The organism is Streptomyces olivoverticillatus, assembly GCF_014203555.1.
GTDB classification, from domain to species: Bacteria; Actinomycetota; Actinomycetes; order Streptomycetales; family Streptomycetaceae; genus Streptomyces; species Streptomyces olivoverticillatus.
Map to the genome: position 1 here is coordinate 266,086 of NZ_JACHJH010000005.1, position 17,181 is coordinate 283,266.

The 17,181-nt window shown below is 72.0% G+C and carries 12 protein-coding genes; 8 read left to right on the forward strand and 4 right to left on the reverse strand.

Translation table 11 applies throughout. From position 1 onward, the window contains the following. The first annotated feature begins 59 nt into the window (after window positions 1-59). The 4 genes from FHS39_RS18400 to FHS39_RS18415 all read left to right on the forward strand — a co-directional run bounded on the left by FHS39_RS18400 (window position 60) and on the right by FHS39_RS18415 (window position 6,206). The gene (locus tag FHS39_RS18400) at window positions 60-917 is read left to right on the forward strand and encodes a TIGR03619 family F420-dependent LLM class oxidoreductase (RefSeq protein ID WP_184350430.1); all 858 of its coding nucleotides are present in this window, start codon (window positions 60-62) and stop codon (window positions 915-917) included. A gap of 111 nt (window positions 918-1,028) precedes the next feature. Continuing rightward, entirely contained in the window at window positions 1,029-3,635 is a 2,607-nt protein-coding gene (locus FHS39_RS18405) for a bifunctional FO biosynthesis protein CofGH (protein ID WP_184350431.1), read from the forward strand. Between the two features lie 102 nt (window positions 3,636-3,737). Further along, window positions 3,738-4,991, forward strand: coding sequence for a DUF8017 domain-containing protein (locus FHS39_RS25500; protein ID WP_246470332.1), 1,254 nt, complete (start codon window positions 3,738-3,740; stop codon window positions 4,989-4,991). Between the two features lie 63 nt (window positions 4,992-5,054). Continuing rightward, a complete protein-coding gene (locus FHS39_RS18415; protein ID WP_184350432.1) occupies window positions 5,055-6,206 on the forward strand; it encodes an ADP-ribosylglycohydrolase family protein in 1,152 nt (383 codons plus the stop codon). A gap of 85 nt (window positions 6,207-6,291) precedes the next feature. Here FHS39_RS18415 and FHS39_RS18420 read toward each other — a convergent pair whose 3' ends face one another. The 3 genes from FHS39_RS18420 to FHS39_RS18430 form a co-directional block, all read right to left on the reverse strand. Continuing rightward, window positions 6,292-6,495, reverse strand: coding sequence for a DUF397 domain-containing protein (locus FHS39_RS18420; RefSeq protein WP_184350433.1), 204 nt, complete (start codon window positions 6,493-6,495; stop codon window positions 6,292-6,294). A 222-nt stretch (window positions 6,496-6,717) separates the two neighbouring features. Further along, on the reverse strand, window positions 6,718-7,599 hold the full coding sequence (locus tag FHS39_RS18425) for a Scr1 family TA system antitoxin-like transcriptional regulator (RefSeq protein WP_184350434.1): 882 nt from the start codon (window positions 7,597-7,599) through the stop codon (window positions 6,718-6,720). A gap of 293 nt (window positions 7,600-7,892) precedes the next feature. Continuing rightward, a complete protein-coding gene (locus FHS39_RS18430) occupies window positions 7,893-8,678 on the reverse strand; it encodes a GOLPH3/VPS74 family protein (RefSeq protein WP_184350435.1) in 786 nt (261 codons plus the stop codon). Between the two features lie 349 nt (window positions 8,679-9,027). Here FHS39_RS18430 and FHS39_RS18435 point away from each other — a divergent pair, with 349 nt between their 5' ends. The 4 genes from FHS39_RS18435 to FHS39_RS18450 all read left to right on the forward strand — a co-directional run bounded on the left by FHS39_RS18435 (window position 9,028) and on the right by FHS39_RS18450 (window position 15,187). Then, a complete protein-coding gene (locus tag FHS39_RS18435) occupies window positions 9,028-11,421 on the forward strand; it encodes a D-alanyl-D-alanine carboxypeptidase (RefSeq protein ID WP_221462909.1) in 2,394 nt (797 codons plus the stop codon). Between the two features lie 170 nt (window positions 11,422-11,591). Next, window positions 11,592-13,457, forward strand: coding sequence for a DMT family transporter (locus FHS39_RS18440; RefSeq protein ID WP_184350437.1), 1,866 nt, complete (start codon window positions 11,592-11,594; stop codon window positions 13,455-13,457). Between the two features lie 315 nt (window positions 13,458-13,772). After that, on the forward strand, window positions 13,773-14,330 hold the full coding sequence (locus tag FHS39_RS18445) for a hypothetical protein (protein WP_184350438.1): 558 nt from the start codon (window positions 13,773-13,775) through the stop codon (window positions 14,328-14,330). 92 nt (window positions 14,331-14,422) lie between these two features. After that, complete coding sequence (locus tag FHS39_RS18450; RefSeq protein ID WP_184350439.1) at window positions 14,423-15,187, forward strand: class F sortase; 765 nt, start codon at window positions 14,423-14,425, stop codon at window positions 15,185-15,187. Window positions 15,188-15,234: 47 nt separating this feature from the next. Here FHS39_RS18450 and recQ read toward each other — a convergent pair whose 3' ends face one another. Beyond that, window positions 15,235-17,130 carry a DNA helicase RecQ gene (gene recQ / locus FHS39_RS18455; RefSeq protein WP_184350440.1) on the reverse strand — a complete coding sequence of 632 codons (1,896 nt, stop codon included), beginning with the start codon at window positions 17,128-17,130 and terminating at the stop codon, window positions 15,235-15,237. Window positions 17,131-17,181 lie beyond the last annotated feature (51 nt).

A 17,181-nucleotide genomic window follows, 5' to 3' on the forward strand; every position in this document is an offset into this window, starting at 1 on the left:
GTCACGAATGGGCCGCCAGGGCCTACCGTGTTCCCACGCGACGACGGAGGTGCCCCCCGATGCGGATCGCCACCACGATCTTCCTCACCGACGAGACGATCAGCCCGGTCCGGCTCGCCCACGAGCTGGAGCAGCGCGGCTTCGCCGGGCTCTTTCTCCCCCAGCACACCCACATTCCGAAGAGCCGCCGCACCCCGGCGCCCGTCGGCGACCCGCTGCCGCCGGAGTACGGCCGCGCTCTCGACCCGTTCGTGGCGCTCTCCCAGGCCGCCGCCGTCACCCACCGGATCACGTTGGGCACCGGCGTGGTGCTCGTCGCCCAGCACGACCCGATCGTGCTGGCCAAACAGGTCGCCTCGCTCGACTTCCTCAGCGGCGGCCGGCTCACCTTCGGCATCGGCTACGGCTGGAACGTGGAGGAGGCAGCCGACCACGGCGTCGAATGGCGCACCAGACGCCGCCTGGTGCGGGACAGGATGGCGCTGATGCGGGCGCTGTGGACCGAGGAACCGACGGCGTACGAGGGCGAGTTCTGCTCCGTCGAGGCGAGCTGGGCGCACCCCAAGCCCCTGCGGACGCCGCGCAAGCGCAAGGGCGACGCGCCGCTGACCGGGCCGCGCACGCTCATCGGCGGGTCGGCCGGGCCCAAGCTCTTCGCCGACATCGCGGAGTTCGCGGACGGGTGGCTGCCGATCGGCGGCAGCGGGCTGGGCGAGACGCTGCCGCAGCTGCGCCGGGCGTGGGAGGAGGCGGGGCGGATCGGGGAGCCGGAGGTCGTGCCGTATGCCGTGCACCCCTCGGAGGGGAAGCTGGAGCACTACGCGGACCTGGGCATCGAAGAGGTGGTGGTGGCGCTGCCGTCGGCGGCGGAGGCCGAGGTGCTGCGGGCGCTGGACGCGCACGCGGAGTTCCTGTGACCGGTACCCGCAAACCGCCCGGAGGGAGCCTCCGGAAGGCGTGACGAGAGGCACACCTGCCCGTCGTGTGCGGTGCCTGGCGCTGTCAGTGTGCGCTCGTATGCTCGGACAATGACTTCGAGCGCACCACGACCCGCAGCACCGGCAGCACCGACCGCCAACGCCATGCGGCGCGCGCTGCGGCGTGCTGCCAACGGCGTCGCGCTCGACGTCGCCGAGGCCGCCGTCCTGCTCCAGGCCCGCGGCGCCGATCTGGACGAGCTGTGCGCCTCCGCCGCGCGGGTGCGCGACGCGGGCCTGGAGGCCGCGGGCCGCCCCGGCGTCATCACGTACTCGAAGAGCGTCTTCATCCCCCTCACGCGCCTGTGCCGCGACAAGTGCCACTACTGCACCTTCGCCACCGTCCCCGGCAAGCTGCGCCGCGCGGGCCACGGGATGTTCATGTCGCCGGACGAGGTGCTGGCCATCGCCCGCCGCGGCGCCGAACTGGGCTGCAAGGAAGCGCTGATCACCCTCGGCGACAAGCCCGAGGACCGCTGGCCCGAGGCGCGCGAGTGGCTGGAGGCCGAGGGGTACGACGACACCATCGCCTACGTACGGGCGATCGCGATCCGCATCCTGGAGGAGACCGGGCTGCTGCCGCACCTCAACCCCGGCGTGATGTCGTGGACGGACTTCCAGCGGCTCAAGCCGGTCGCCCCGTCGATGGGCATGATGCTGGAGACCACGGCGACGCGGCTGTGGAGCGAGCCGGGCGGGCCGCACTACGGCTCGCCGGACAAGGAGCCGGCCGTCCGGCTGCGTGTCCTGGAGGACGCCGGCCGCAGCTCCGTGCCGTTCACCAGCGGCCTGCTGATCGGCATCGGCGAGACGTACGAGGAGCGCGCCGAGTCGCTGTTCGCGCTGCGCCGCGTCTCCCGCGCCTACCACGGCATCCAAGAGCTGATCATGCAGAACTTCCGGGCCAAGCCGGACACGGCGATGCGCGGCATGCCGGATGCCGAGCTGGACGAGCTGGTGGCCACCGTCGCCGTCGCCCGGCACATCATGGGCCCCGCCGGCTGTCTCCAGGCCCCGCCGAACCTGGTGGAGGGGGAGTACGCGCGGCTCATCGGCGCCGGCATCGACGACTGGGGCGGCGTCTCGCCGATCACCCCGGACCACGTCAACCCCGAGCGCCCGTGGCCGCAGATCGAGGCGCTCGCCGAGCGCTCGGCCGCCGCCGGTTTCCGCCTGGAGGAACGCCTCGCGGTCTACCCGGAGTTCGTCCAGCGCGGCGAGCCCTGGCTGGACCCGCGGCTGCTGCCGCACGTGCGCGCCCTCGCCGACCCCGAGACGGGCCTGGCCCGCCCGGATGCGGTGGTCGAGGGCCACCCCTGGCAGGAGCCGGAGGACGTCTTCATCCCCACCGGCCGCACCGAACTGCACCGCACCATCGACAGCGAGGGCCGCACCTCCGACCGGCGGGACGACTTCGACGAGGTGTACGGGGACTGGGAGGCGCTGCGCGAGGCCGCGGCCCCCGGCATGGCCCCCTCCCGCATCGACGCCGACGTGCGCGAGGCGCTGGCGCAGGCAGCCGACGACCCCACCCGTCTGACGGACGACCAGGCGCTCGCCCTCCTGCACGCCGACGGGCCCGCCCTGGACGCGCTGTGCCGCATCGCGGACGACGTGCGCCGCGCGACGGTCGGCGAGGACGTCACGTACATCGTCACGCGCAACATCAACTTCACCAACGTCTGTTACACCGGCTGCCGCTTCTGCGCCTTCGCGCAGCGCCGTACGGACGCCGACGCCTTCACCCTCTCCCTGGAGCAGGTGGCCGACCGCGCGCAGCAGGCGTGGGAGGTCGGCGCGGTCGAGGTCTGCATGCAGGGCGGCATCCACCCGGACCTGCCGGGCACCGCCTATTTCGACATCGTGCGGGCGGTCAAGGAGCGGGTGCCGGGCATGCACGTGCACGCCTTCTCGCCGATGGAGGTGGTCAACGGCGCGACGCGCACCGGACTGTCCATCCGGGAGTGGCTGGCCGCGGCCAAGGAGGCGGGGCTGGACTCCATCCCCGGCACGGCCGCCGAGATCCTCGACGACGAGGTGCGCTGGGTCCTCACCAAGGGCAAGCTGCCGACGGCGACGTGGGTCGAGGTCGTCAAGACCGCGCACGAGCTGGGCATCCGCTCCTCCTCGACGATGATGTACGGGCACGTGGACCAGCCCCGGCACTGGCTCGGCCACTTCCGGCAGCTCGCGGAGATCCAGCAGGAGACGGGCGGCTTCACCGAGTTCGTCACGCTGCCCTTCATCCACATCAACGCCCCCGTCTACCTCGCCGGCATCGCCCGCCCGGGCCCGACCACGCGGGACAACCGCGCGGTGACGGCCATGGCCCGGCTGCTGCTCCACCCGCACATCCCCAACATCCAGACAAGCTGGGTGAAGCTGGGTGCGGAGGGTGCGGCTGAGATGCTCCGCTCGGGCGCCAACGACCTGGGCGGCACGCTGATGGAGGAGACCATCTCGCGGATGGCGGGCTCCTCTTACGGCTCCTACCGCTCGGTCCGCGACCTGACCGCCATAGCGGAGGCGGCGGGCCGCCCGGCCCGGCCGCGCACCACGCTGTACGGGGAGGTGCCGGGGGAGCGGCAGGAGGCGGCGATGGCCTCGGACGGGCATCTGCCGGAGCTGCTCCCGGTGCTGGGGAACGACCCGGAATAGACGATTTGGGCCGACCTGGGCGGCTCGCTATTCGTACAAGTGTTGCGGAGCTGTTGATGGGGGCCGATAGGACGGCGACAGTCCATGCGTAGGGTGGCCTGCATGTCTTGGCCCCAGAACCCCGAGCAGCCCCAGCAGCCCGCGCAGCCGCAGAACCCTCAGCCGCCGCAGGGCGGCTTCGGGCCGCCCCCCGTGTGGGGACCCGAGGGGACGGGCCACGCCGAGCCGACGATGGTCTCGCAGCCCGCCGTGCCGGCGCCGCCCGCGCCCGGTCCGGAGGGTTCGCCGCATGCGCAGCCCACGATGATCGCGCAGCCCGCGATGCCCTCGCCGCCGGGTCCGGTGGGCGGCGCCGGTGCCGTGCCTCCGCCGCCTCCGCCCGGTCCGGTGGGTGGCGCGGGTGCCGTGCCGCCTCCGCCCGCGCCGGGCCCGGTGTACGGCCACGGTCACGGCCCCGTGCCCGGTCCGCAGTCGGCGCCGCCCATGGCCACGGCCCCGATGCCGCACCTGCCGCAGCAGCCCGGGCCGGCGCAGCCGCCCGCGCAGCCGAAGAGCAGGACGCTCCTCGCCATCGTCGGCGGCGTGGTCGCGCTGGCCGTCATCGGCGGCGGCGTGGCCTTCGCGCTCCAGGGCGGCGGCAAGAAGTCCGACGACGCCAAGGGCGCGGGGCAGGCCTCCGAGGCGCCCGCGCAGCAGCCCTCGCAAGCACCGGCTGCGCCGGACGGCAGCGCCGCCCCGGGCGCTTCGGCCGCGCCGATGGTCGCCGGATGGCAGACGCAGAACAGCGAGACGCACCACTTCAGTTACGACGTACCGGGCAAGGCGGACAACTGGAAGGTGCTGCCTCCGGAAACCGCCATCGCCTACACCAAGGACGGCAAGCCCCTGGTCACCATGTCGGGTGCGGCCAACTTCCACGAGGGTGGCTGCGCTTCGCGCAACGACTCCTCCATCGGCGAGGCGGGCAAGGGCCAGCTCGCCCAGGTCGGCGTGCAGGGCGGCGCCAAGGACACCCCGCCCGAGCAGGCCGCCTACAACGTGGCGGGCAACTGGGGATTCGCGGCCTACGGCGGACTGAACGGCCACAAGCCGGAGATGAAGGTCGGCAAGGCGGTGCCGTGGAAGCACAATGGCATCGACGGCTTCACCTCCACCGCCGAGGTCACCCTGACCAACCGGGCGAGCTCCTGCGTCCCGCCCAAGGCCGTCGTGCACAGCATCGCGCAGAAGCTTCCCAACGGTGAGGTGCACGTCTGGGTGATCTACGCCGACCAGGGCGTTCCGGACGCACTGACGCCGGACCAGATCGAGAAGATCATGAACACCGTCCGGCCGTTCAAAAAGAGCGGTGCCTGATCAAGATCGGTCGATTACAGTGCTGTGCCGACCATAAGCGGATAGTCGCCAGGAGGCCGGAACGTGACCACTCTCGCCGGAGCGGGGGCCGGCGAAGCAGCCGGTTCCCTGCTGTGGAGCCGGGCCGAACAGCAGGATTTCCGCAGCCGGGTGCGCGGCTGCCTGCTCGGCGGTGCCATCGGGGACGCGCTCGGCGCGGGCATCGAGTTCCACTCCCTGGAGCAGATCCGTGCCGCTCACGGGCCGGAGGGCGTACGCGACTACGTCCCCGCCTACGGGCGGCGCGGCGCGGTCACCGACGACACTCAGATGACGCTCTTCACGGTGGAGGGGCTGATCCGGGCGCACACCCGGCGCGGCACCGGCGTCTGGCAGCCGGCCGCGGACGTCCACCGGGCCCATCTGCGCTGGGCCACCACCCAGCACTCCTGGGGGCCGGACGAGCGCGATCCGGACGGCGGCTGGCTCGCCCGCGAGGAGTGGCTGTACGCGCGGCGGGCCCCCGGCAACGCCTGCCTGTCGGGCCTCGCCGACGACCGGATGGGCACCCTGCAGTCGCCCAAGAACCCCGAGTCCAAGGGGTGCGGGACGGTCATGCGCTCCGCACCCTTCGGGCTGCTCGCGGGCTGGGAGCCGCAGCACGTCTTCCAACTCGCCGCCGAATGCGCCGCACAGACCCACGGCCACCCCTCGGGGATGCTGGCCGCGGCGGCCTTCGCCGTCATCGTGCACGGGATCGTGCGCGGCGAGGCGCTGGAGGCATCGGTCGGGCGGACGCTGGCGCTGCTGGCCGTACAGCCGGGGCACGAGGAGACCAGCCGCGCGCTCCAAGGGGCCCTGGATGCCGTCCGCCAGGGGCTGCCGACGCCCGAGCGGGTCCAGTCGCTGGGCGAGGGCTGGGTGGCCGAGGAGGCGCTGGCGATGGGCCTGTACTGCGCCCTGGTGGCCGAGGACGTGCGCCACGGTCTGCTGCTCGCCGTCAACCACGGCGGCGACTCCGACTCCACCGGCTCCGTCTGCGGCAATCTGCTGGGGGCGGTGCACGGGGAGACCGCGCTTCCGGCGGGCTGGCTCGCAGAGTTGGAGGGACGGGCGACGGTCCTGGAGCTCGCCGACGACTTCGCACTGGAGCTGACGCAGGGGACCACGCTGCACGGGCCGGACAGCCCGGCCGGTGCGTCGGCCGCCTGGCTGGCGCGCTACCCGCGCTCGTAGCCGGGCTGGGGCATGGCCGAGCCCCCTCGGCCGGTGGTCGTGCCGGCCGAGAGGGCTCTGGGCGGGGGTCGCGCCGAGGCGCGGATCAGATGTCGCGGGCGCCGTCGCCGACGGTCACCACGAACGCGGACCAGGCGCCCGGGGTGAAGCCGAGGGAGGGGCCCTGCGGGTCCTTGGAGTCGCGGACCGCGATGGACAGCGGAAGGGGGGACGCGACCTCCACGCAGTCTCCGTGGGCCAGCGAGTAGGAGGACTTCCGCCAGGTGGTCTTGCCCTGCTGGATCGCCATGATGTCTCCGATGCGGGTGTGTACTTCTTGTCGGATCAGAACGCCGGTTTCCCGAGGTGCGATCGACGTTACGCGCCAACATCACAAGATGACTGGGCCGTTCACTCGACCGGATGGCTTATTTCAGTGGCTCTTCCGTGGCTGGTGGGAGGAGGTGTAGCGTTCCGCCTCTTCGGCCGCCGGACGGGATATTTCGGGTAATTCGCCAGGGGGGAATGGGGTTCAGGGCTGGACGCCCGCGGTGTCCGTCCGGGACCAGTCCTCGGCGACCTTGAGGATGAACCGGCGGGAGTCCTCGGCGTTGAGCGCCTGCATGCGCAGGTGCTCGTACATCACGCTGTACGCCTGGACGTCGTTCGGTTTCTCCAGGTAGAGGTCGCTGGTGATCCCCTCCAGGTACACCGTGCTCGCGTCCTGCGGATCCTGGAACTCCAGGATGGAGAACTTCCCGTACATGCCCGGGTGCGCGCCCACCGCGTAGGGCAGCACCTGCACGGTGATGTGCGGCTGCATGCTGAGCTCCACGAGGTGCTGCATCTGCTCGCACATGATCCGGCCGCTGCCCACGATCCTGCGCAGCGCGGACTCGTCGATGACGGCCCACAGGCGCAGCGGGTTCTCCGGGTCGGTGATCCGCTCCTGGCGCCGCATCCGCACCTGGACGCGCCGCTCGACATCCGCCGCGGTGGCCTCCGGCCAGGAGCCCTCCGTCACCGCGCTGGCATACGTCTGCGTCTGCAACAGGCCGGGCACCAGTGAGACTTCGTACACCCGCAGCGACGCCGCGTCTGTCTCCAGCCCGATGTAGACGCTGTACGGAATGTCACCGAAGGCGTGCCACCAGCCTTGCTGGCGCGACTCCTTGGCCATCTGCATCAGGGAGTCGACGATGCGGTGGTCCTCGACCCCGTACACCCCGCACAGATCGCGGACGTCGCGCTGGCTGATGCTGCGGCGGCCGTTCTCCAGCCGGCTGATCTTCGACTGCGACACCAGCAGCCGCTCGGCCACCTCTTCGGCCGTCATGCCTTTGAGCTCACGGAGCTTGCGCAGCTCCTGCCCCAATCGGCGCCGCCTGACAGTGGGGTTGACGCTGGACGCCACGGGACGCACCTCCGGCTCCGTCATGCTGCTTCTCTCTGCTCCGCAGCCTGCCACCACCGGCCGGGGCGGCGCTGGAAAACGCTTACACCCAGTCCGCTTGTGGTGAACGGTACTTGACTGTACGGATGCACGCGCGGGGCGGCGGGCCGTACCGCCGTCCGGGACGGGCCGGCCCACCGCCCCGCGCCTGATGCGGCTCCCGAACCGGGTCGTGGGGACTGCGGTGCGGTCGGTTGGAGCGGAAGGTGTTACTTGTGGGACGTGCGCCGGTCGCTAGCGGTAGCCGAACCGTTTCACGAGGCGCCTGCGCGGGCCATGACGCCGCCACGGTGTGCCACCGGCTGCCGGGCTTCGGCCACGCCTGCGGCCTCCACCGACGGCCGTACGGCCGCCGCCCGGCGCCCGCCGCCACCGCCCGCGGTGCCCGCCGCGGCCGGTGCCCGCCGCGGTTGTGCCCCGACGCCGTTCTGTACGTCCATCACGGCGTGCGCCACGAGCCCACCCATCGGGTCGTGCCTGATCAGGTCCCGGAGCCGGGAACGCGAGGAGCGCCCCTCGTTGCCGGGGTAGAGATGCTTGCCGAGACCGACCGCATGGGCCAGGGCGGCGAGCGCCGCGGTCCGCGGGTCCGGCGGCACGCCGGTGCGGATCGCGCTGTCCAGCCGGTTCCTGATCTCCCGGCTGATGGCCGTGTCCGTCGCCTGGTAGCGCGTCGTCGGCAGTACCCCGCACATCTGGCCCGCCACGGCATGCACCATGCCGCACCGCTCCAGGTGCGTGAGATACGTCTGACGCAGGCCCAGCCGGGGCCCGCCGATCCAGTGGACCGCCCGGACCGGACTGCCGCGGCGGCGCAGCAGTTCGAGCGCGGTGTCCAGGGTCGGATCTCCTGTCGGCCGTGGGTGCACCACGGCGATACGATCCCCGTCTGGGGCTATCCGTCCGGCCAGTGCCAGCTCCACGAGCTGGGCTCCGGCGAGACCGAGGTCGAGCGACTGCGGCTGTGCGGTGGTACCCGTGGCCGGGTCCAGTGCCAGCAGCAGAAGCTCCTCCGGAATTGTTCTGCGGCTCCTGCCCATCCATGCCTCCCCGCGTGGATGAGTGACAGGGTGACCCCTCTCACATTGGTCTGTCGAGAGCGCGTGGTGACTTCGGGTGGGAACCGGTAGGTATGTCGTCTCGTCTTGCACATGGGTGAAGCCCGACAGGGTCCACTGACGGTGTACGCGCGATCGAGCGCGGCGGCGGCAGAGGACACTGGTAGACGTTGAGAGAATCGGGGAGCGGGGCGCGTGGCGCCCCGACTCGGCGTATGGCGCGGGAATTCAGGAGGCATCGGTGGCGGGCGAGTCCCCCGACAAGTCGGAGCAGCGGAAGTCGTCGGGGGAGACGACTGACAGCGAACGCGATCCTCGGCTCGGTGTTGCGATGTCGGCTGCGCCTGGGCGCAAGGCCGGTTCCGGGGCCGGGGCCGGGGCCGGTGCGGAGGCGGCCTCTGAGGCCGCGGATGCCGCTGGTGACGACGGCGACGGTCGCGACCGTAAGAAGGCCGGCGCCCCGGAGGGCGATGCGCGGCTGAAGGCCGCGGTGGCGGCGTGGGTTGCGGAATCCGACGCTCCGGATGACGAGGCCAACTCCGGCTCGGAGAAGCCGGGTGTGCCTGAGCCGCGGTCGGCGTCCGATAAGGACAAGCCGGGTGTGCCCGAGGCGCGGTCGGCGTCGGATGCGGAGAAGCCGGCCGACCGTGCGGCGACTGCCGCGGGCGCCAAGCCGGAGTCCGACGGCAAGAAGCCTGCCGACAAGGCGGACAAGCCTGCCGACAAGGCTGACAAGCCCGCCGCCGACGAGAAGTCCGCGTCCGGGGACGACAAGCCGGCCGAGCGGGCTGCTGCGGGCGACAAGCCGCAGGCTGAGCGCAAGAAGCCCACCGACCGGGCGACGGCTGTCTTCGGTGCGGTCAAGCCGCAGGCCGAGGCCGAGAAGCCGGCCGGTAAGGGCGAGGCGAAGGCCGAGCCGGAGACCGGTGGAAAGAAGCCCACCGACCAGGCCACCGCCGTCTTCGGTGCGGTCAAGCCTGCCGGTGACAAGCCGAAGGCCGAGGCCGAGAAGCCCACCGGTAAGGGCGAGGCCAAGAAGCCCACCGACCAGGCGACTGCCGTCTTCCGTACGGTCAAGCCGGCGGCCGGTGAGAAGTCCGCCGACGAGGCCAAGGCCAAGGCCAAGCCCACCGACCAGGCCACCGCCGCCTTCGGGACGGTCAAGCCGGCACCCAAGGCCGACGCACCCAAGGGCGCCGACCAGCCCACCGAGCTGCTCAAGGCTCCGCCCGTGCCGCCGGCCGGGAAGCCCGCGAGCCAGTTCGTCCCGCTGAAGAAGGACGACGCTCCCAAGGCTGCTCCCAAGGCCGCCCCCAAGCCTGCCGCGAAGCCCGCGGCCGCCAAGCCCGCCGTCCCGGTCTCCGTGCCGCCGCCCGTGGCGCCCGCGCCGCAGGCGCCCGGCGCGCCCCAGGAGCCCAAGGCGCCGCTCGACCTGCTCGCGCAGCTGACCAACACGCCTCCGCCGGCGCCGACCCCGGCTCGCACCGTCGCGCGTCGTCTGAAGATCTGGACGCCGCTGGTCGTGCTGCTCGCGATCATCTTCGTGGTCGTGCAGGCGTTCCGCCCGCTGCCCGACCCGAAGCTGGCGCTCGGGGCGAAGAAGGCTTACACGTTCGAGGGCGGCAACGCCTCCTTTGTCTGGCCGGACGAGGGCCAGTCCGCCGTGAAGGTCGTCGGCGCCGGTGACGTGGGCACGTTCGGCGGCCAGAAGCCCGTGCCGACCGCCAGCGTCGCCAAGGTGATGACGGCGTACGTGATCCTCAAGAACCACCCCCTCAAGGAGGGGGACAAGACCAGCAACATGGTCAAGATCGACGAGCAGTCGGAGAAGGAGGCCGGCGCTCAGGACGAGTCGCGGGTCCCGGTGCGCACGGGGCAGGAGTTCTCCGAGTACGACATGCTCCGCATGCTGCTCATCCCCTCCGGCAACAACATCGCCCGCCAGCTGGCCCGCTGGGACTCGCAGTCCGAGGACGCGTTCGTCAAGAAGATGAACGACACCGCCAAGGACCTCGGCATGACGAACACCACGTACACCGACCCCAGCGGCCTGACCCCGACGACCGTGAGCACGGCCGTCGACCAGGTGAAGCTCGCCGAAGAAGTGATCAAGAACCCGGTGATCCGGGACATCACCCAGCAGCCCAACGCCGACATCCCCGGCCTCTCGCCGAGCCGCATCAACAACAACAACGACACGCTGCTCGTGAAGCACACCGGCGTGCTGGGCATCAAGACCGGCTCCAGCACCCAGGCCGGCGGCACGCTGATGTGGGCGGGCCGGAAGAAGATCGACAACAAGGAGTACCTGATCGTCGGCGCGACGATGGACCAGCACTTCAAGGGCGGTCCGGACCCGAACGCCGAGAACAGCCTCACCAAGGTCAAGAACAAGAGCTACGAGCAGCTCACCGCCGTGCAGCAGGCCCTGCGCACCGCCACGGTCATCAAGAAGGGCGATGTCGTCGGCTATGTCGACGACGGCCTGGACGGCAAGACGCCCGTCGTCGCGACGAAGGACGTCGTCGCCGTCGGCTGGGCCGGCTTCGCCACGAAGTTCGCGCTCGAGACGGACGGCAAGAAGATCCCGCACACGGCGAAGGCCGGAACCGAGGTCGGCGAGCTGGTCGTGGGCAGCGGCGCGAGCGCCGTGAAGGTGCCGGTGGCCCTGCAGAAGCAGCTGGCCGAGCCGTCCTTCGGCGCCAAGCTCACCCGCCTCGGCTGAGCCGTGGCGCCGACGGCTCCTGGTCCGTACGAGTGGTGCGGACCGGGAGCCGTTCCGCGGCCGCGGCCGTGTGATGGCGCCGTGCTAGCGTCGCTGGGGTTTGCTCACCACAACCCGAGCATGCGTGAAGATGGGGGAGTAGACCTCGGGGGAAGACGGGGAGAGCCGCAGTGACCACCGTGGGGCCGGCGCGGGCCGGGAAGCCGGGAGAGACCGGTAGCGAGAGCGACGACGCGCCAGGGGTGGCAACCTCCCCCGTACGGCGTCTCCCGTCGTGGGCGACCGGATTGGACCGGCCACGCCGGGGATGGCGCGCGGCGCTCAACCGGACCGTGCCGGTCACGCTCGCCACGGCGGCCGTGCTGCACGTGCTGTGGGTGTTGTTCTTCGCGAACAGCGGCGGTGACCTCGCCGCGCAGGACGCCTGGGCGGAGTTCGCCCTCCAGCACCCGGCCTCGGCCTACAACCTGGCCTGGTACGGCGGGATGCACCCCGTCTCGTACAGCGTGATCTCGCCCTATCTGATGGCCCAGCTCGGCGTGCGCACCACGATGATGATCGCGGGCACCGTCTCGGCCGGGCTGATCGCCCTGCTGCTGGAGCGGAGCCGGGCCGTCCGCAAACCCCTGTGGCCTGCCCTCTACGGTACGTTCGCGCTGCTCTGCAACGCGATCTCGGGCCGGGTGACCTTCGGGCTCGGCACGATGTTCGGGCTGGCGGCGGTGGCCACGATCTTCGCCTGGCCGGTGGACTGGCGCACGGAGCGCAAGTACCGGTGGGGGAGGGCCGCCCTCGCGGGCGTGATGGCCGGGCTGGCGACGGCGTCGAGCCCGGTGGCGGGCCTGTACGTGGGCATCGTGGCGGCCGCGCTGTGGCTGAGCAAACGCCGTCCGGCGGCGTACGCGCTGGGCATCACGCCGGTCGTGGTGGTCGCCCTGTCGGCGTGGCTGTTCCCCTTCTCCGGCCGTCAGCCGATGTCTTTCCTCTCGGTGATCCTGCCGCTGCTCGCCGGTGTCTTCGGGATGGTGTTCACGCCCAAGTCGTGGCGGACCGTCCGGATCGTCTCGGCGCTCTACGTCCTCGGCGTGCTCCTGGTCTGGCTCATCCCCTCCCAGATCGGTACGAACATCGCCCGGCTCGGCATGATCTTCGGCGGAGTGGTGCTCGTCGCCGTGCTGACGGAGCTCAAGATGCCGCCGCGGGCCGAGCTGCTGCGGACGGGACGCACCTGGACGCTGACCGCCCTGGCCGTGCTGACCTGCACCGTCTGGCAGTCCGTCAACTCCATCAGCGACATCGTGCACACCACCCCCGCCGCCTCCTGGGCGCGGGAGCTGGCGCCGCTCGTCGACCGCCTGCAGAAGGTGGACGCCGCGCGCGGCCGGGTCGAGGTCGTCCCCGCCCGCAGCCACCGCGAGGCATCGGCCCTGGCCCCGTACGTCAACCTCGCGCGCGGCTGGAACCGGCAGGCGGACCGGGAGCGCAACCCCCTCTTCTACGAGGACGGCCGCCTCACCACCGCCAGCTACCGCGCCTGGCTGAGCCGCTGGGCGGTGCACTACGTGGTGCTGCCCACCGGAGAGCCGGACAATGCGGCCGTCGCCGAGGCCAAGCTGGTCGATGCGGGGCCGGAGTATCTGCGCCAGGTGTGGCAGGACGAGAACTGGCGGCTGTACGAGGTGAAGGACCCCACGCCGCTGGCCGCCCCGCCCGCGGTCGTGGAGCGGGCCGACGCGGGCGAGCTCACGATCACCGTGAAGCAGGCCGGGCCCGTGCTCATCCGCATCCCCTACTCGCCCTGGCTGGGTCTGGTGGACTCGAACGGCAAGGCCGTCCAGCCGCCGAAGACCGGGCCGAAGGGGGAGCCCCCGGTGAACGTCAACGGCTGTCTGACCAAGCAGGTGCAGCCGCCGAAGGAAGGCGAGCCGGAGGACGACTGGACGCTGCTGCGGGCGCCGCACGCCGGCACGTACCGGATCGCGGCCCCGTACAAGTTGCCTCGCGGTACGGGGTGCCCGGACGATCTGGTGCGGTAGTCGCCCGTGTGTCCGCGCTGACGCGCGTCGTCCTCAAACTCCCCCAGCTACCGCTGGGAGGTGCCCCCAGCGGGCTATTGAGTACTCACCGTCACCCGTTCGCCACGCTGGGGGACGGGCGTACGGACGATCTCCGCACCCCCACGGTGACCTGCCCCAACGCCCCCGAACCGGCTCTCCGGGAGCGGGAGATCTGAAGCCGTGTCAAGGTGCGCGCCCCGCGCCACCCCGCTTCGCTCGGCAGTGAGAAAAGCGCGGAACCCCGACTTCCCCCAGCGGCACACCCCGTGCCGCGTCCGCGCTCACGGAGGAAGCATGCGTACTACACGAGTGCTCACGGGGGCCGCCCTGACCATAGCCGCCGTCGGACTGGCGGGGGGCCCGGCGCTCGCCGGGGACTTCGGGAGGCTGGAGCTCAGCCCGGGCATGGCCCAGCCGGGCGAGATGGTCACGGCGAATACCGCCGCCTGCGGCCACGTCGGCCACGGCATGGGCGATGCCAGCGCGGTGGGCGGCCCCGCGTCGTTCGAGCTCAAGCCCGGCACGTACAAGGATGTCGTGGTCGGCCAGTTCAAGGTCCCCGCCTCGGCGAAGCCCGGCACCTACGGCATCGGCGTCAAATGCGACAACGGCAAGGAGGCCACCGGTGACCTGGTGGTCGGCAAGACCGCCTCCAAGTCCTCGCCCATGATGGCGAGCCCGAGCATGAGCATGCCCATGAAGCCGCCCAAGGGCGGCATGAAGACCGGTGTGGGCGGTACGAGCGAGGACTCGGGCACCGCCGAGATCGTGGCGGGCGCGGCCGTGCTGGCCACCGCGGCGGTCGGCGGCGTCTGGTTCCTGCGCCGCCGCGGCAGCGGCAGCGGGGCCTGACCACGCGACGTCCCCGGCCGGGCGGTCCCCCGCTTGGCCCCCGGACGCGCGCGCGGCGTCCGGGGGCGGGGGGCGGCCCCCTGGGGAAGCAGATGCGGAGCCCGGCGGAGAGCGCCTACCTGCGCGGCGCCCCGGCGCCCCGGCGCACGGCGCCGGACCGGGACCACGAGATCCGGCTCCGGGCCGTCGTGGCCGCCGTCATCGCCGCCGCGCTGTGGGTCGGCAGCTGGCTCGTCGACCGCGGTGCGCACGGGCAGTCGCCGCCCCCGCAGCCCTCGAAGGCCGAGGCGTTCGCCGCGCCCGGCGGGCCGCCCGCGGCCGGGCTCCGCCCGGACCAGCTCGTCGCGCCGCTGCCCGCCTCGGCCCCGACCCGGGTGCGGATCCCCGCCATCGGGGTCGACGCCCCGCTGATGCGGCTCGGGCTGCTGCCGGACGAGACGCTCGCCAGCCCGCCCGAAGGGGAGAGCAACCTCGCGGGCTGGTACGCGGCCGGGACGACGCCGGGCGCGGCCGGAACAGCGGTCGTCGCCGGGCACGTGGACACCGACAGCGGACCGGCCGTTTTCTACAGCCTCGGTGCCCTGAAGAAGGGGCACACCGTCGAGGTGGCGCGCACGGACGGCCGTACGGCGGTCTTCACGGTCGACGCCGTCGAGGTCTATGCCAAGGCCGACTTCCCCTCCGGGAAGGTCTACGGGACCTCGGGGCGGCGGGCCGAGCTGCGGCTGATCACCTGCGGTGGCGGCTTCTCCCAGGAGGAGGGGGTCTACATGGGCAACGTGGTCGTCTACGCACACCTGACGGCCGTGCTCCAGCCGCCGCAGCTCTTCCGCTCGCCGCGGCCGCTGCTCAACTGACCGGGCCCGGCGGGCGCAGGCCGGACCGGCCTGCGCCCGCCGGCGCATCAAGCGGAAGGAGCCGAAGAAGCCAGCCCCGCCAGCACGTCGAGGATCGGCTGTCCGTACTTGGCCAGCTTGCTCTCGCCCACACCGCCGACCGTGCCCAGCTCGTCGAGCGAGCCGGGCAGGGCCGTGGCGATCTCGCGCAGGGTCGCGTCGTGGAAGATCACGTACGCGGGCACGCCCTGCTCCCTCGCGGTGGCCGCACGCCAGGCGCGCAGCTCCTCGAAGACCGGCACCGCCGCCTCGGGCAGATCGTCCGGGACGGCCCGCTTGCCCGCGCCGCCGGACTTCGAGCCCTTCGCGGCGGACGCACGGGCGGGCTTCTCCGGCTCGCGGCGCAGCAGCACCTCGAGCCGCTGTCCGAGCACCTCGGCGCTGGCGTCGGTCAGGACGAGCGTGCCGTACTCGCCCTCCACCGCCAGCAGCCCCTGGGCCAGCAACTGCCGCACCACGCCCCGCCATTCGGCGACGCTCAGCTCGGTGCCGATGCCGAACACCGTGAGGCCGTCGTGGTCGTGCTGGATGACCTTGGCGGTCTTCTTGCCGAGCAGGATGTCGATGATCTGGCCCGCCCCGAACTTCTGCCGCCGCTCCCGGGCCAGCCGGAAGACGGCCGACAGGAACTTCTGGGCGGCGATCGTGCCGTCCCAGGTGACCGGAGGGGCCAGGCACGTGTCGCAGTTGCCGCAGGCCGTGCTCTGCTGGCCGAAGTAGGCGAGCAACTGCACCCGGCGGCACTCGACCGTCTCGCACAGGGCGAGCATGGCCTCCAGGTGCGAGGCGAGGCGGCGGCGGTGGGCGTCGTCCCCCTCGGAGCCGTCGATCATCTTGCGCTGCTGCACCACGTCCTGCAGCCCGTAGGCCAGCCAGGCCGTCGACGGCAGGCCGTCGCGCCCGGCGCGGCCGGTCTCCTGGTAGTAGCCCTCGACGGACTTCGGCAGGTCGAGGTGGGCGACGAAGCGGACGTCCGGCTTGTCGATGCCCATGCCGAAGGCGATGGTGGCGACCATCACCACGCCGTCCTCGCGCAGGAAGCGCGACTGGTTGGCGGCGCGGGTGCCCGCATCGAGACCGGCGTGGTACGGCAGCGCCTCGATGCCGTGCTGCGCGAGGAAGACGGCGGTGTCCTCCACGCTCTTGCGCGACAGGCAGTACACGACGCCCGCATCCCCGGCGTGCTCGGTGCGCAGCAGCTCCAGGAGCTGCTTCTTGGGGTCGTTCTTCGGCGCGATGCGGTACTGGATGTTCGGCCGGTCGAAGCTGGCGACGAAGTGCCGCGCCTGCTGCAGACCGAGCCGGGCCGCGATCTCGGTGCGGGTGGCGTCCGTGGCCGTCGCGGTCAGGGCGATGCGCGGCACGTCCGGCCAGCGCTCGTGCAGCGAGGACAGCGCCAGGTAGTCGGGCCGGAAGTCGTGGCCCCACTGGGCCACGCAGTGCGCCTCGTCGATGGCGAAGAGGGAGATCTTGCCGCGGTCGAGCAGGCGCAGGGTGGCCTCCACGCGCAGCCGCTCGGGCGCCAGATAAAGCAGGTCCAGCTCCCCGGCGAGGAACTCCGCCTCGACCATCCGCCGCTCGTCCGCATCCTGTGTGGAGTTCAGGAATCCGGCCCGCACGCCGAGCGCCCGCAGTGCGTCGACCTGGTCCTGCATCAGCGCGATCAGGGGCGAGACGACGACGCCGACACCGGGCCGGACGAGCGCCGGGATCTGATAGCACAGCGACTTGCCGCCGCCGGTCGGCATCAGGACGAGCGCGTCGCCACCGGCGACCACATGCTCGATGATCTCTTCCTGCTCGCCCCGGAACGAGTCGTAACCGAAGACGCGCCGCAGGCATTGCAGAGCATCGCTGACACCTGCGGTGCCGGTGAGGGCGGGGGGATCCGTGAGCTCGGCCATTCGGGAAGTCTACGAGGATCGCGCCCCGTGCACCGGGGCCTGTGGATAACC